The sequence below is a fragment of the Campylobacter sp. CNRCH_2016_3089 genome (genome assembly GCF_025772505.1).
GTDB classification, from domain to species: domain Bacteria; phylum Campylobacterota; class Campylobacteria; order Campylobacterales; family Campylobacteraceae; genus Campylobacter_D; species Campylobacter_D lari_D.
On sequence record NZ_JAKMSF010000007.1, the window covers coordinates 18,142 to 33,770 of the forward strand.

A 15,629-nucleotide genomic window follows, 5' to 3' on the forward strand; every position below is an offset into this window, starting at 1 on the left:
TTAAATAAAAATAAATAAACATAAACAATATAAATAATTTATTATGCATATTTTTGTTATATAATTTACTTTTAGAGTTAAGGTTTAGATTAAATGAAATTTTTAGTTTTTTTATTTAAAGAAAGCAAATTAAAAATCATTCTTTTTTTGCTTTTTAGTATTTTTACGAGTATATTAGGTGTATTGACTTTAGTTTTTATCAATGAATTTTTATTAAAAGCTAATCTTGAAAACTCAAATATTATCGTGTATTTTGTGCTTTTGTTGCTTGTATTTTTTGCGAGTTCTTCTTTTGTAGAAATTGCTTTAAGCTCGTTTGGACAAAGTTTTATTTTTAAAATGCAAAGAAGGGTTGTAAAGCAAATTTTAGATACAAGTGTTTTGAGTATTTTAAATACTACTAAAGCAAAGATTTTGGCTTCTTTGAATAATGATGTGCGTAGTATTTCTTTTGGACTTTTAAGACTTCCTGAATTCATACAATCAAGTGTTTTGATTATTTGTGTAAGTGCTTATATAGCTTATCTTTCTTTAGAAATTTTCTTTTTGTGTTTTGTGTGGATAGTGTGCGTTTTTTTGGTGGATAATTTTTTAATGAGTAAGGTGTATTTTTATTTTAAAAATGCTAGGGAAAATGATGATGCTTTGCAAAAAAACTATCAAAATATTTTACAAGGGCATAAAGAATTAACCTTAAATCCTTTAAGGGCAAAGTATTATTATGAAAACGAGTTTGAAAAAAATGCTCTAAAAAAGAAAAAAAGCTCCACTATAGGAAATATCTTACATATCTTATCTAATAATTGGAGCAATAGCGCCATGCTAGCTTTAGTAGGAGTGGAGTTTTATATAGCTTTAAGTTATGAACTTGCTAGTTTGCAAAGTGCTACTACTATTGCTTTAAGTGTGCTTTTTTTAAGATCACCACTTGGAGCTATGATAGGAAGTTTTCCTACGCTTATGATGGCAAAAATCGCTTTAGATAAAATTTCAAATTTAAATTTAGAAAATTATTCTCATGAGTTTAAAATTAGTCAAAATAAAAAAACTTGGCAAAAACTTTGTTTTAAAGATGTATCTTTTTCTTATAATGAAAATTTTGCACTAAAACCTGTAAATTTTGAGCTTAAAAAGGGTGAATGTGTATTTTTAATAGGGAAAAATGGTAGTGGTAAATCTACTTTTTCTATGATTTTAGCAGGACTTTTTATAGACTTTAAAGGGGATATTTTTTTAGATGATGAAAAAGTAACTTCAGAAAATATTTATGAATATAGAAGTTTAATTAGTGCGATTTTTAGTGATTTTCATTTATTTGAGCATGTTTTAGAAGATGAGAAATTTAGCAAAGAAGACTTGGTATATTGGCTTGAAATTTTAGAACTAAATGAAAAAGTAGAGCTTGTGGAAAATACTTTTAGCACTATAAAGCTCTCGGCTGGACAAAAAAAGCGCCTTGCTATGCTTAATGCTTTACTTGAAAAAAGAGATATTTTAATCTTAGATGAGTGGGCAGCTGATCAAGATCCTATGTTTAGAAAGTTTTTTTATACTAAGCTTTTGCCACTTTTAAAGCAAAAAGGCATTACAATATTTGCTATAACACATGATGAAGTATATTTTGACATGGCTGATAGAATTTTACTCGCACAAAATGGTCAAATTTGTGAATTAAAAGGCGATATTAAAGAGCTAGCAAAAAATGCAGTAGAAAAATTTTAAAGGATAAAAATGAAAAAATTATTTATTTTATGTTTATTTTTAGGAGTAAGTTTGATGGCAAAATCTTTTGAGCTTGTAAAAGAGCCTGTTCTAACTTCGCAAATGGTTGAAGGGATTTTGGATCTTGCAAAGAAAGAAGCAAGAAAAAATGGCTTTCATGTAAGTATTACCATAGTAGATAAATCTGGTCAAATTTTAGCAGTTTTAAGAGATGATAAAGCAGGCGTGCATACGATTAATGCTAGTTATAAAAAAGCCTACACAGCCACTTCGCAAAAAAGAGAAACAGCAGTTATTTTTAAAGGTGTAAAAGAGGGTAAAATACCTGAAGATATTCGTTATTTAGATGATAAGTTTTCTATTATGCCTGGTGGGGTACCGATTTTTATAGATGGAGTTGTTGTTGGTGGTATAGGTGTGGGTGGAGCACACTTAGATGAGGATGTAAAAATAGCAAAAGCGGGGATAGCGTTTTTAAAATAGGCTTTGAAAATCAAAGCCTATTGTCACTTAGCTTTTGCATAAATTTCTTTTTCAATGTTTATGTAAAATTGTGCGATAGCTTTGTAAGCTTCTTCCCAAGCTTTTAGTATAGTTTCATCTGCATTTAACACTACTTTAATAGCCTTTAAAAGACAAGCACCTACTATAGGGTAATGCTCTTCTTTGACATTTAATTTTGTATGAGTGATAGCTACTTTATCAACAAAGCTTCTCATATTTTCTAAATTTTCTACATTTTTTGCTGCCATTAAAATAGCCATTGCTAAAGCTTTTGGTTGCTCTCCTGAAGCTTGTTTTTCCATATTAAACATAGGTTTTACTTCAGGATATTCTTCAAACATGATTTTATAAAATTCTTTAGTTAAAACTTCACCATTTTTTTGTAAAATTGGTACACAATCTTTGATGATTTGAATTTGCTCTTGTGTCATTTTATCTCCTTTATATATTGTATTCTTGATGATTATATAAAAATAAGAGAAAAAATATCTTGATTTATGTTAATTTTGTATTATTTTATTTTAAATTGATTATGTATATCAATTTAAGTAAATATAAAGTGAATTATTAATATAATAATCCTTATCAATTTCAAAATTTAAAATTAAGGAAATTTATAAAATGAAAGCAAAAGTAGTTTTACTATCTTTACTAGCTGCTATGAGCTTAAGTGCTCAAGAGCTTACGATTTATTCTCATCGTCATTATGATTCTGATAAAGGAATTTTCAAATTATTTCAAGAAAAAACAGGCATTAGTGTAAATGTGGTGCAAGCTAAGGCTAATGAGCTTGCTAAAAGATTAGAAGTTGAAGGTAAAAATTCAAAAGCAGATTTATTTATGACTGCTGATGCGGGAAATTTAGAACAAGTTCGCACAAATAATCTTTTTGTTTCAGTTAGCTCGCCTGAGCTAGAAAAACTTTCTCCAAAAGAGCTAAGAGGCAAAAATAACGAATGGTATGCTTTTACAACAAGAGCAAGAATCATCATCGCTTCTAAAGATAGAATTAAAGATGGAGAGATTAAAACTTATGAAGATTTAACTGATCCTAAATTTAAAGGTAAGGTTTTAGTAAGAAGTTCAAATAATGTTTATAATATTTCTTTGTTAAGTGCTATGATAGATACTTTGGGCAAAGAAAAAGCAAAAGAATGGGCACAAGGCATAGCAAATAATCTTGCACGCACTCCAAAAGGTGGGGACCGTGATCAAATTCGTGCAATCTATGCAAAAGAAGGCGATGTGGCTATATCAAATAGTTATTATCTAGGACATTTAGCAAATTCAAAAAATCCTAAAGATGTTGAAGCTGCAAATTCAGTAAAAGTGATTTTTCCAAACCAAGATGATAGAGGAACACATATCAATGTAAGCGGTATAGGTGTTTTAAAAACTTCTAAAAATAAAGAAGCTGCGGTTAAATTTATCGAGTTTATGCTTTCAAAAGAAGCACAAGAAATTTTAACAAACCAAAATTATGAATATCCAGTAAATAAAGAAGTAAAACCTGCTAAAATTTTACAATCTTGGGGCGAGTTTAAAGTAGAAAAGCCAAATTTTGAAGCTTATTGGGGTAATGCTAAAGAAGCTTTAATGATTTTTGATGAAGTTCAATGGAAATAATTAAGGAAAAATAAAATTTGAAATTTTTAAGTCTAAGGTGGTCTTTTGCCACCTTTTTTTTCTGTAGTTTAATCATACTGCCTATACTTGCTATTATCTTACACCTTCCTTTTATAGATATTAATACCTTAAAACATTTGAGTAAAAATGTCTTACCAAGGTATATTTTTGGTAGTGCTTTTATATTGTTTGGGACTTTAGTGTTGTGTTTGATTATAGGATTAATTAGTGCTTATTTGATAGCTTTTTATAAATTTTTTGGCTCGAAATTTTTTGAATGGTTTTTGATTTTACCTTTGGCTATACCTTCTTATGTAATGGGTTTTGTTTGGATTGATTTGTTTGAATTTCAAGGCTTAATTCCCACGCTTTTAGGTGTTGATAGGCGTATAGATATCATGAATGCATATGGTGTGATTGTGATTTTATCTTTTGCTCTTTATCCTTATGTGTATTTTTTTGCTAAAAATACCTTTGCTTATGGACTTGGAAATATCATTTTAAGTGCCAAAACACTTAAGGCTTCTAATTTAAAAACATTTTTTAAAGTGATTTTACCATTTTGTCGTGTGGGTATAGTGGGTGCTTTGCTGTTGGTGGCTATGGAGGTTTTGAGTGATTATGGTTTGGTGGCGTATTTTGGCGTAGATACTTTTAGTGCAGGAATTTTTAGAACATGGGGAAGTGGTGGCGATGAAGTCAGTGCTGTGGCTTTAAGCGTGGCTTTACTTGTATTTATCGCATTTTTAATGCTTTTAGAAAAAATTCAAAGAGGTAAAAAAGGTTTTAATCAAAATGTATTTTTACCTACCCCAAAAGATGAGTTAAAAGGCTTAAAGGCATTTTTAGCCTTTTTATGGTGCTTTTTAGTGGCATTTTTAGCTTTTGTCGTGCCTATTATGTGGCTTGTTTATTGGGCCGGGTTTGATTTTATGCAAAATTTAAGCAATGTCTTAACACCTGCATTTTATAGTCTTAGTGTGTCTTTAGTGAGTTCTTTTGCTATTGTGGGAGTGGCATTTTATTTATGTTTTATAGTGCGTTTAAACGATACAAAAGCTTCTAAAATCATCCTTTGGCTTACGACTTTGGGGTATTCTTTACCTGGAGCTGTGGTAGCTGTGGGAATTTTAGTGATTTTGGGTGTGTTAAATTATATTTTTGATCTTTTGTCTTTTGAATATGCCATAGGTGGTGGATTTTTAGTGCTGTTTTTTGGATACTTTGTGAGATTTTTAGCTTCTGGAATTTTTGCAACTCAATCAGGCTATGAGAGAATTTCTAAAAATATAGACTATGCAAATTTAACCTTAAAATCAAAACCACTTAAAATTTTCACTCAAATTCATTTTCCTTTGATGAAACATTATTTAGCTTTAGCTGTGGTGATTATTTGTGTGGATATTTTAAAAGAATTACCTATTTCAACTATACTTTCACCTTCAGGTTTTCAAACGCTTTCATCGCTTGTGTTTGCTTATAGTGAAAATGAGTTAATTTATAATGTTTCTTTGCCATCTTTGATTATAGTGTTATTTGGGATTATCTCTACATTTTTAATGCATTATTTGCAAAATAAAAACAACCAAAAAGGACAATAATGGAAATCTTAAAAATTGACAATCTTTACAAATCTTTTGGAAAAATAGAGGTCTTAAAGGGAATTTCTTTGAGCTTAAAAGAAGGCGAGATTGTCAGTATTTTGGGAGAAAGTGGCTGTGGTAAGAGTTCTTTGCTTGGTTGTATAGCTGGTTTTTTTGAAATCAATGATGGTAGTATTTATATAGGGGATAAACTAGTTGCTTCTAAGAGTGTGTATTTAGCCCCGCAAGAGCGTGATGTGGGGGTTTTGTTTCAAGATTATGCTTTGTTTCCGCACTTAAATGTAGAAGAAAATATATGCTTTGGTATAAGCTCTTTAGGTAAAAACGAGCAAAAACAAAGGCTTGATGAGGTTTTGGAAATTTTAAATTTAAATACACTTTTAAAACGCTATCCAAATGAGCTAAGTGGTGGGCAAGCCCAAAGAGTAGCACTAGCAAGAACCATAATTGCAAGGCCAAAAATCATACTTTTTGATGAACCTTTTTCAAATTTAAATCACACTTTAAGCGTTAAAATGCGCAAAGAAATCAAAAATATCTTGAAAGAACATAAGCTTAGTGCTATTTTTGTCACACATGATAAAGACGATGCTTTTTATTTATCAGATAATATCGCTTTGATTAAGGATGGGAAAATTTTAGACTATGGAAGCGCTAAAGAGCTTTTTTATAAGCCTAAAAATATAGATAGTGCTTGTTTTTTGGGCGAAGCATTTTTTATAGATCCAAATACAATTTTAGATGAGAATTTTAAAGCATATTTACAAAGTAAAAATGGCATTTTACGCCCTAATGATATACAAATTTCAACCTCACAAACTCCTTTAAAGGCTAGCGTTTTAGAATGCGTGTTTTATGGGGATTTTTATGAGTTAAGCGTGAGTTTGGAAGGACATATTTTTAGTATTTATCATCACAAAGAGCTTAGTAAAAATGATGAGGTTTATCTTAAGTTAAGTGATATAGAAAGCTTTTAATCACTCTAATTCATTTTCAAACATATCTAAAATTTGCTAAAGATTATAAAATAAAGTAAAATCACAGCAAAAAAAGGAAATAAATGATTAGTGTAGAATTGATAGAGCATATTTTTAAAGCTGCTTCTATATCAAGGTGGAATGATTATCCTAGAATGACAAATTTAGTTGAGCTTGATAAACAAGCACATAAATTCATCATTGCTTATTTCATTGCTAAAATGGAAAAAGATGTCAATATGCGTTTTATCATAGAAGCAGGAATTTTTGAGTTTTTAAGTAGGGTGGTAGTGACTGATATACGCCCTGATGTGTATCATGAGATAACGCGTGCAAAAAATGAGCAAGTAAGTGCTTGGGTGTTAAGTAAAATCGCACCGATGATTCAAGATATTGAAAATGGTGAGTTTTTAAAACGCTATGAGCTTTTTTTGCAAGGTAAAGATTGTGCGAAAGAAAGGCTTGTTTTAAAAGCTGCTTCGTATTTTGCGACAAGGTGGGAGTTTAATATAGTTTATCAAACTAGTTCATTTTTAAGTGATATTGATGAGATTAAGGCTAAGGTTGAAGAAGAATTAGAAGATTATTATGAGTTAATTGGCGCAAGAAAAATAGCTCTTAATCGAAAAATTTCTAAAATAATCGATCTAAGCGGACGCTTGCGTTTTCAAAAAAGATGGGCACAAACTCCAAGGATTCCAGAAACTGCGGTTTTAGGACATATGCTTGTGGTAGCTATTTTGTCTTATTTTTATTCTTTAGAAGTAAAAGCATGCGATGGTAGGATAGAAAGCAATTTTTATTGTGCTTTGTTTCATGATTTGCCTGAAAGTTTAACTAGAGATATCATCTCTCCGGTAAAATATGGCATAGATGGTTTAAATGAAATCATCAATGAGTATGAAATGAAACTTATTAATGAGAAAATTTTACCTTTTATACCACTATCTTTTAGAGAAGAATTTAGTTATATACTTGGTATTAGAGAAGGACAAAATGAAGAAAGTGCCTTTGTAAAAAATGAATTTGAAAATCGTATTTTTAATAACAAACCAAGTGTTTATAGTGGTAGTTTAGATGCGGTTAATGAGGATCGTTTTAAGGCTATTGATGGAAAGGCTTTGAAATATTGTGATAAGCTAGCAGCTTTTATAGAAGCAGCTTTATCGATTAGCTATGGAGTAAAGTCTAAAGAGCTTGAAAGCGGTTTTGTGGGAATGTATGAGTATTTTAAAACAAATCCGACTATTAATGGGGTAAATTTCTTTAGAATTTGTGAGGATATTAAAGGGTATTTTAAACTTTAAAACCCTCTCCCAGATGACTGCGGCACACACTAAGTCTAAGTGCTCTGCTGTGTTCCCACCCTGAAGCGGTGCTTAAAAATAGCATTGCACAGGTCTAAGAGAAGGCAGTTGAAATAATATCTTAAAATATCTTAAAAAACATTGAGGTGAAGTATGTTGAGTATATTTGCAAATTTTTTATCTAAATTCAGAGAATTTTTTGTTCCTAGTCATCTGTCTTTAGAATTTAGAGCAAAATCTTTTGCGGCTATTATTGTGGCAAATAAAAATATAAAAGCAGAAATTTGGCAAGTTTTAGCTGATATTGCTAGTGAAATTTATCCAAAAGATAAAAGCAGGCAAGCAATTTTGGTGCAAACTTCTAAAGAATATGTAGATAGAGTTTTAAAAAGTGAGCTTAGTTTGGATACTTTACTTAAAAATATTGCTTTGCTTTTGAAAAAAAATCCAAGATATATACAAAAGATAAAATTTGATAAACTTGAGCGTTTAATAGATAAAAATGAAGAAGAATCTTTGGTTCAGCTTAGGGTGTATGAATTTTTTGAGCAAGAGGTAAAATATATCTTAGAGCAAAAAAATATAAATAAAACATGAAAAGCTAAAATTAGCGTTTCATGTTGATTGCTTTTTGTATCATTTGATCGGCTGTTGTGATACTTTTACTACTTGAATCATAAGCTTTTTGTAGAGTGATTAAGTTAGTAAAAGCTACCGATAAATCTACATTAGATTGCTCTAAATAAGAACCTTTAAAAGTTGCTGTGCTGAAATTTCCATTAGCATCAAGTAAAAAAGTTGGATTACCGCTATTTCCTGTTTGCCCATAAAGATTTTCCCCTAGCTTTTCCAAGCCTTGTTCGTTTGTAAAATTAAACAAAGCAAGTTTTGCCATAGCTATTTGATCTCCATTGGTAAAAGTGGCGATGATAGTGCCATCTGTGTTAATAGAATAATTATTTAAAAACCCCTCGCCCTTACCATCTGTTTGTGTATGCACTGAAGGTTGTTTGTTTTGTAAAGCATGAAGCCCATCATAGCCTGAATTTGGTATATTTGGATCATAATAAGAACCAAGATTTATATTAACCCTTGTGCCATTATTATCTACCGAATTTAAGGTGTTAGATACTAAAGCTCCAGATTCGTTAAAAGTGATTAAACCTTCAGTTGTTCCACCTATTTTATTGCCATCATTATCATACACTTGTGCAACGGCTTTGTATTCTAAATCTGTACCATTTTGCGGTAAAACTCTATCTAATTTAACTTTTACCCAACTAATAGATCCATCAGGATTTATTAATTTTGCAGAAAGTTCTGTGCTATCAGCTACTTCTTTTTCAACGCTTAAGTGAGATGATTCTAATTTGACTGTTTCTAAATCGACTTTATCTAGTTTTTGATTGTCGATACTAAAAGCTAAATTTTCATCTAAAGTAGCTTGTAATGTTTGACTAGCACCCTTTTCATCAGTGATTTTAAAATATATAGTATCGCCAGGTTTTATACCATAAATTTGTTCATCTTTTACACTACCTGAAATTTTTACACTACCATCTTCATTTTTACTAAATTCAAATTTAGAAGCATCTACATCTACATTTACTGCTTCTGTTTTGGTGCTTGTGTCTAAATTTCCACTCCAAGTTATATTTTGAGTTGGTTGAGGTGGTAAGTAAAGATTTTTAGGTACAGAAATAGGTCCTTGAGTATTAACTCCGCCCATTTGTAAATTCTGTCCAGGTGTTCCACTCCAAGCTGTAGTGACTTTTTGTCCCATAATCTGACCAAACATATTAGAAACTCTATCACTTAGTTGAATTTCTTGTAATGATGGATTCATAGTTCCAAGTACATAATTTCCATTTGAATCTACTAAAAATCCATTTGCATCAGGTTTAAAAGCACCATTTCTAGTATAATAAACCCCATTGGCATTACTTACACCAAAAAAGCCTTTTCCAGCAATTGCTACATCAAATTCATTATCAGTAGAAACTAACGGACCTTGTTCAAAAATATCATTAGTAGCTCCTGCTACACTACCATAACCAGTTTGACCTTTGTTATATGATTGTGTTGTTATGGTGCTATAAAATACATCTTTAAATGCCACATCAGAGTATTTAAAACCGACTGTATTGACATTGCTTATATTATGAGCGGTATTGTCTATACCATAACTTTGGGATTTTACTCCATTTACTCCATTGTAAAATGCTGTAAACATGATTTTATCCTGTAATCTCTTTAATATCTTCCCATTTAACCCAGCTACCGCCCATACCAACTAGAGCTTCACCTTCTTCAAATTTAACTCCAGTGATAGGATAAGCACCATAAGTTGAATTAACGGTTGTGCCATCTTCACCTATATAGCTTGCTCTTACATAGTATTTTCCAGATGGTACAGGATTTCCACTATCATCTGTTCTATCCCAAACGATTTGTTTCATACCAGCACTCATATCTTTAACACTCATTGTTCTTACAGGATCTCCTGCTTCATTATAAATAGTAAATGTTACAGGTGTGCTGTCTGATTTATAAGCTGAATCAATTTTTGCTGTTTTGATATCAACACTTGGGGTATGTCCTACTATTTTAAATGTTTGATCTTCTCCAACTACTGCTTGAACCGTTTCTTCTTGACCTTTGTCATCTTTTAATTTTATATGTATAGTTTCTCCAGGTTCAGCTATTTCTTTATCAACTTTACCTGTTATATCTAGTTTATCTTCGCCATTTTTCTTAAGTTCAAAACCTTCAATATCAATATCAGTCTTTTTACCTTTTTGTGGTTCTTGTGGTAAATACATATTAATTTGAAATTGTATATCATCATCTGCCACTACAAGGTAATTATCTTTAACTGTTGCAAGCTTTCCAACTGCAGCTAGTGCGCTCATACCTGTGCTTGCTGCAATAGAATTTTGTAGTTTTGTCATCGCAGTTACAAGTTGAGTCATGGTTTTATTAGTATTATCTTGCATTTCAAGTGCTGAAAGTTGTGCCGTTTGGGTAAGCATTTTTTCAGTATCCATAGGATCTGTTGGATCTTGATGTTGGAGTTCTATTAAAAGAAGCTTTAAAAACGCATCCTTGTCAAGTTCTGCCCCAGGGTTGTAAATCAACCCGCTATCACCTTCACCGGCTCTAGTGCTTCCTTTAGCATTTGGCATATCTTTAGTATTAAGCGTTGCTAAAGGACCTTGAAGGGTTTGTGTGTTTATATTTGACATAAAAATCCTTTTTTATATATTTTTAAAGCTCAAAGCAAAAAATATTCCATTTAAAAATATTTTGCTAAAACCATTTCTAAGCTCGGTTTTTCTTGAATTTCTTTTTCAAAATTCACCTTATCTTCTTTACTATTGTTGTTTTTTTGTCTTTGCGGATTGCTTTGTTCTTTTCTTTCTTGATTACTAAAATTCATTTCTAAATTTGTAAATCCCATATTTACAAGAGCATTTTTAAATTCAGCTTGATGTTGTATGAAAAGATTTAAGGTATTCTGATTAGAGTTAAAGCTAATATTTAAATTTGAACCCCTTTGGACTAAAGTTACTTCTACTTCTCCAAGATTATGTGGATTAAGAGTTATACTAAAGCGAGTTATAGGTGCTTTGTAGCTTTCTAGTTTTTCTTTAAATTCTTGGGCAAAATCATTGAAAGTTTCTTTCATAGGAATATTTTGATTTTTTATAAAATTATTAGAAACCCTATTCATTTCCCTTACATAAGAATTTAAATTTTCTTCACTATGATCATTTTCATCTTTTGAAAACTCTTTTGTGTGTTTAAAAATATCACTAAAATTATCTATATTTTGATTACTTTTATCTATTTTTAAATGTTTATCTTGAGGGGCCAATTGATTTTCTAAGTTAATTTTTAAATCTTGATTTTGATTTTGTATATTTTGAGTATTTTTTATATTTGTTAATTCAGCTTTTAAATCTTTTGAATTTTCTAAAACAGAACTTATTTTTTTACTAAAGCTATCTTCGCTAATAGTTAGTTTTTCATTCTTTAATATTTCTTTAAAATCTAGCTTTTCTTTTTCTTTAATATCTTTTTTTAGGTTTGTGTTTTGAGTAAGATTAATTAACTCAATATCACTTAGTTTTTCATTGAATTTTGTTGTTGTATTTTGGATATTTTTTGCGTTTTTTATTTCTTTTTCATCCTGAATTTGAATTTTTTCTACTAATTTTTCTTTAAAATCTATGTTTTGAATGTTTTCTTTTGCTTGTGTTTTTATATCTTTTTTTGGAAGTTCTATATTTTTTAAAGCAGAAGAAAGCAAAGACACACCTTCGTTTTCTTTGCTTTTTATATTTTTGCTTGTATTTGGTTCTTCTTTTAAAAGCTTGGTAATTTTTTGATTGATTAAATCTTGAAAAACATTAGTATTATTATTTTGTTTTGGTATTTCAAAAAAACCTTTTTTATCAAGATTTGGAAAGGCTTCTTTTAAATCTTTAATTTGTTCAAATTTTATATTTTTGATGTTTAATCTAAGCTCTTTTGCCACATTAAAAAGCTCATTAATATTTTTTATATTTTTTAGCTTGTGTAGATTTTTTTCAAGAGCTAAAATAGCAGTATTATATTGGACAAGTTTGTTTAGTTTTATATCCTTGCTATCGCTTTGTAAAACCTCTAATAAAGAAAGAATTTGCATAAAATTTGCACCCTCAAAAAGCTTCAAAGCATCTTTTTCATCCAGCGGTATTTTGTCTTTGACATCATCTTTTAAAATTTTATCATTAACTTTATCATCTTTTTGCGGAGTCTTGAAATCTTTTGGTAAACTTCCATCTTTTTCATTTATTGCTTGCAATAAGGAATTTAAAAATTCCTCGCCATCACTTTGCGAGCTAGTGTTTTCTTTACTTGGGTTTTCATTTTGTGGAGTGATGCTTAGTAAGTTTAAAGCATCACTAGCTTGGATATTAGACATTAATTAACCTACTAAAAAATTATTTTTTGCTAAATTTGGAAATAAATTTTGTAATTGTGCTGCACAATCAAGTTTTAAATTTTCATGAGTAAGATTAAAATTTTTAAATATCACTAATAATTCTTCTATGTTTTTAGCATTTAAAACCGCATTTTCATTTTTAGCATCATCTAAAATTTCACTTACTTTACTTGAAAGTTTTGCATAATTTAATTCTTTTTCTTCATTTGAATTTATAACTTCTAAATAATTTAAAAGTTCCATAAAATGCTTACTATTTAAAACTGAAGTTCCTTGTTTTTCTAAGTTAGCGTTAAAGATTTGAGTATTTAGGTTTGACATATTTTTCTCCTTAAAAATAATTCTTACTCAAGACAAAAGCAACAAGTGTTCCAATTTTTAAATCTTAATTTTTAAGCATTTTTTTTATATAATATTAGATTTTAAATTTAAGACTTTGGAGAAAAACTTGGATAATATTAGAAATATAGCTGTTATAGCTCATGTTGATCATGGTAAAACAACAATGGTAGATGAGCTTTTAAAACAATCAGGAACTTTTAATGAGCGTGAACAAATAGCTGAGCGTGTAATGGATAGTAATGATATAGAAAAAGAAAGAGGTATCACTATACTTTCTAAAAATACTGCTATTAATTATAAAGGCACAAAAATAAATATCATAGACACTCCAGGCCATGCTGATTTTGGTGGTGAAGTTGAGCGTGTGTTAAAAATGGTTGATGGGGTTTTGCTTTTAGTTGATGCACAAGAAGGGGTTATGCCTCAAACTAAATTTGTGGTAAAAAAGGCTTTATCTTTAGGGCTTAAACCTATTGTTGTTATTAATAAAATCGACAAGCCAGCTGCTGATCCTGAAAGAGTGATCAATGAAATTTTTGATCTTTTTGTGGCTTTAGAGGCAAATGATGAACAACTTGATTTTGCAGTAGTATATGCGGCTGCTAAAAATGGTTATGCAAAACTTGCACTTGAAGATGAAAGCACTAACATGGAACCATTGTTTAAGACTATACTTGAGCGTGTGCCTGCTCCAAGTGGTAGTGATGAAAATCCTTTACAGCTTCAAGTTTTTACTCTAGGTTATGATAATTTCGTTGGTAAGATAGGGATTGCAAGAATTTTTAATGGTAAAGTAAAGAAAAATCAAAATGTTATGCTTGCTAAAGCAGATGGCTCTAAAATCAATGGAAGAATTTCAAAACTTATTGGTTTTATGGGTCTAGAAAAAATGGACATTGAAGAAGCAGGGACAGGCGATATTGTAGCGATTGCAGGTTTTGAAGCTTTAGATGTAGGAGATAGTGTGGTAGATCCAAATAACCCTATGCCGCTTGATCCTTTACACATAGAAGAGCCAACTTTAAGTATAGTATTTTCAGTAAATGATGGTCCTTTAGCGGGTACTGAAGGTAAACATGTAACTTCAAATAAAATCGCAGAACGCTTAGAAGCTGAAATGAAAACTAATATTGCTATGAAATATGAAAGCACAGGCGAAGGTAAATTTAAAGTAAGTGGAAGAGGTGAACTTCAAATAACTATTTTAGCCGAAAATATGCGTAGAGAAGGTTTTGAGTTTTGTATGGGTAGACCTGAAGTTATCGTTAAGGTAGAAGATGGTGTTAAAACAGAGCCGTTTGAGCATTTAGTGATTGATGTGCCTGATGATTTTACCGGAGTAGTGATTGAAAAACTAGGTAAAAGAAAAGCTGAAATGAAAACTATGACACCAACTGGAGATGGTCAAACAAGACTTGAGTTTGAAATTCCTGCGCGTGGGCTTATAGGATTTAGATCACAATTTTTAACAGATACTAAAGGCGAAGGTGTTATGAACCATAGCTTTTTAGAGTTTCGTCCATTTAGTGGAGCAGTTGAAAAAAGAAATAATGGCGCGTTAATTTCTATGGAAAATGGTGTTGCACTAGGGTATTCTTTATTTAACTTACAAGATAGAGGGGTGTTGTTTATCGATCCTCAAACAAAAGTATATACAGGTATGATTATAGGTGAGCATTCACGCCCAAATGATTTAGATGTTAATCCTATTAAAGGTAAAAATTTAACTAATGTTAGAGCAAGTGGAAGCGATGATGCGATTAAGCTTGTACCACCTAGAAAATTAAGCCTTGAAAGAGCATTAGAGTGGATAGAAGAAGATGAACTTGTAGAGGTTACTCCACAAAATATTAGAGTTAGAAAAAGATATCTTGATCCTACTCAAAGAAAAAGAATGGAAAAGGCTAAGTCTTAATGGATTTTGAAGCCATAAGACAAGCTTTAAATAAAAGACTCAAAGCTTTACAAATTTTAGCATTTGCTGAAGCTTTGGTTATATTTTTTCTTGCTTTTCAATTTAGCAAGGATGTGATTATAGCTTTGTTTTTTGCTGTTTTAGCAGGAGTTTTGTTTTTTAGAATTTTAGGAAGAAAGCTTATGTGGGGACGCAATGAGCTTGTATTTAAAATGTGTGAAGAATTTTTAAAGCAAAACAATGCTAAATTTGACAAACAAGGCTTTGATCAAAAAGATTTTGAAAAAATTACTTTTGATTTTTCTTTAAAAACTTATCATTCTCAAAATTCTTTTATTTTTGATGATTTTATTCTTTATGATGTGAAATTTAAAGATGAATTTGGGAATTTCTTTTGTGGAATTTTGCTTTATAGTAAGAAATTAAAAGAAGATATTAAGTCAAATGAAAGTATTTTTGAAAAATTAAAGGATAAAGAATTTTCTACACAAAGAGTTTTGAAAAAAGATGATTATTTGCTCATAGCTAGTTTGAAAAATCCTTTTTTTGCTGATTTAAAAATTTCAAGCGAGTTAAATTTTAAACTTTTTAGAGCTAATTTAGAAAAAATTCAAGCTTTTATACATGATTAAGTTTAGCTTA

The 15,629-nt window shown here is 30.2% G+C and carries 14 protein-coding genes and 1 other RNA gene; 9 read left to right on the forward strand and 6 right to left on the reverse strand.

What is annotated here, in order from left to right; translation table 11 throughout:
• Positions 1-93: 93 nt before the first annotated feature.
• Together L8W69_RS05815 and L8W69_RS05820 are read left to right on the forward strand one after the other, a co-directional pair.
• Complete coding sequence (locus tag L8W69_RS05815) at positions 94-1,722, forward strand: multidrug ABC transporter permease/ATP-binding protein (protein ID WP_263666653.1); 1,629 nt, start codon at positions 94-96, stop codon at positions 1,720-1,722.
• Between the two features lie 9 nt (positions 1,723-1,731).
• Positions 1,732-2,205, forward strand: a complete 474-nt coding sequence (locus L8W69_RS05820; protein WP_133319039.1) for a GlcG/HbpS family heme-binding protein — start codon at positions 1,732-1,734, stop codon at positions 2,203-2,205.
• A 23-nt stretch (positions 2,206-2,228) separates the two neighbouring features.
• Here the strand turns inward: L8W69_RS05820 and cgb are convergent, their stop codons facing one another.
• The gene (cgb, locus tag L8W69_RS05825; protein WP_263666654.1) at positions 2,229-2,657 is read right to left on the reverse strand and encodes a single-domain globin Cgb; all 429 of its coding nucleotides are present in this window, start codon (positions 2,655-2,657) and stop codon (positions 2,229-2,231) included.
• A 190-nt stretch (positions 2,658-2,847) separates the two neighbouring features.
• Here cgb and L8W69_RS05830 point away from each other — a divergent pair, with 190 nt between their 5' ends.
• The 4 genes from L8W69_RS05830 (at position 2,848) to L8W69_RS05845 (ending at position 7,740) form a co-directional block, all read left to right on the forward strand.
• Positions 2,848-3,852: an extracellular solute-binding protein gene (locus tag L8W69_RS05830; RefSeq protein ID WP_133319037.1), complete on the forward strand. Its 1,005-nt coding sequence runs from the start codon at positions 2,848-2,850 to the stop codon at positions 3,850-3,852.
• 17 nt (positions 3,853-3,869) lie between these two features.
• A complete protein-coding gene (locus tag L8W69_RS05835; protein WP_263666655.1) occupies positions 3,870-5,453 on the forward strand; it encodes an ABC transporter permease in 1,584 nt (527 codons plus the stop codon).
• Entirely contained in the window at positions 5,453-6,433 is a 981-nt protein-coding gene (locus L8W69_RS05840; protein ID WP_263661606.1) for an ABC transporter ATP-binding protein, read from the forward strand. Before L8W69_RS05835 ends, L8W69_RS05840 begins: the two co-directional genes overlap by 1 nt.
• A gap of 83 nt (positions 6,434-6,516) precedes the next feature.
• Entirely contained in the window at positions 6,517-7,740 is a 1,224-nt protein-coding gene (locus L8W69_RS05845; RefSeq protein ID WP_133319034.1) for an HD domain-containing protein, read from the forward strand.
• Between the two features lie 3 nt (positions 7,741-7,743).
• Here the strand turns inward: L8W69_RS05845 and ffs are convergent.
• An RNA gene (gene ffs, locus L8W69_RS05850) (signal recognition particle sRNA small type) lies at positions 7,744-7,841 on the reverse strand.
• A 52-nt stretch (positions 7,842-7,893) separates the two neighbouring features.
• Between ffs and L8W69_RS05855 the strand changes: the two genes are divergently transcribed.
• Positions 7,894-8,337: a hypothetical protein gene (locus tag L8W69_RS05855; RefSeq protein WP_133319033.1), complete on the forward strand. Its 444-nt coding sequence runs from the start codon at positions 7,894-7,896 to the stop codon at positions 8,335-8,337.
• A gap of 10 nt (positions 8,338-8,347) precedes the next feature.
• Here the strand turns inward: L8W69_RS05855 and L8W69_RS05860 are convergent, their stop codons facing one another.
• From L8W69_RS05860 to L8W69_RS05875, 4 genes are read right to left on the reverse strand one after another with little or no spacing between them, the layout of a single operon-like run.
• The gene (locus L8W69_RS05860) at positions 8,348-9,973 is read right to left on the reverse strand and encodes a flagellar hook protein FlgE (protein ID WP_263661607.1); all 1,626 of its coding nucleotides are present in this window, start codon (positions 9,971-9,973) and stop codon (positions 8,348-8,350) included.
• 4 nt (positions 9,974-9,977) lie between these two features.
• Positions 9,978-10,985 carry a flagellar hook capping FlgD N-terminal domain-containing protein gene (locus L8W69_RS09380; RefSeq protein WP_263661608.1) on the reverse strand — a complete coding sequence of 336 codons (1,008 nt, stop codon included), beginning with the start codon at positions 10,983-10,985 and terminating at the stop codon, positions 9,978-9,980.
• Positions 10,986-11,035: 50 nt separating this feature from the next.
• A complete protein-coding gene (locus tag L8W69_RS05870; RefSeq protein ID WP_263666656.1) occupies positions 11,036-12,709 on the reverse strand; it encodes a flagellar hook-length control protein FliK in 1,674 nt (557 codons plus the stop codon).
• 3 nt (positions 12,710-12,712) lie between these two features.
• The gene (locus tag L8W69_RS05875) at positions 12,713-13,051 is read right to left on the reverse strand and encodes a hypothetical protein (RefSeq protein ID WP_263661610.1); all 339 of its coding nucleotides are present in this window, start codon (positions 13,049-13,051) and stop codon (positions 12,713-12,715) included.
• A gap of 127 nt (positions 13,052-13,178) precedes the next feature.
• On the opposite strand from L8W69_RS05875, the gene typA reads away from it, so the two are divergent.
• Together typA and L8W69_RS05885 are read left to right on the forward strand one after the other, a co-directional pair.
• A complete protein-coding gene (gene typA / locus L8W69_RS05880) occupies positions 13,179-14,987 on the forward strand; it encodes a translational GTPase TypA (protein ID WP_220567072.1) in 1,809 nt (602 codons plus the stop codon).
• On the forward strand, positions 14,987-15,619 hold the full coding sequence (locus L8W69_RS05885; protein WP_263666657.1) for a poly(A) polymerase: 633 nt from the start codon (positions 14,987-14,989) through the stop codon (positions 15,617-15,619). Before typA ends, L8W69_RS05885 begins: the two co-directional genes overlap by 1 nt.
• Positions 15,620-15,629 lie beyond the last annotated feature (10 nt).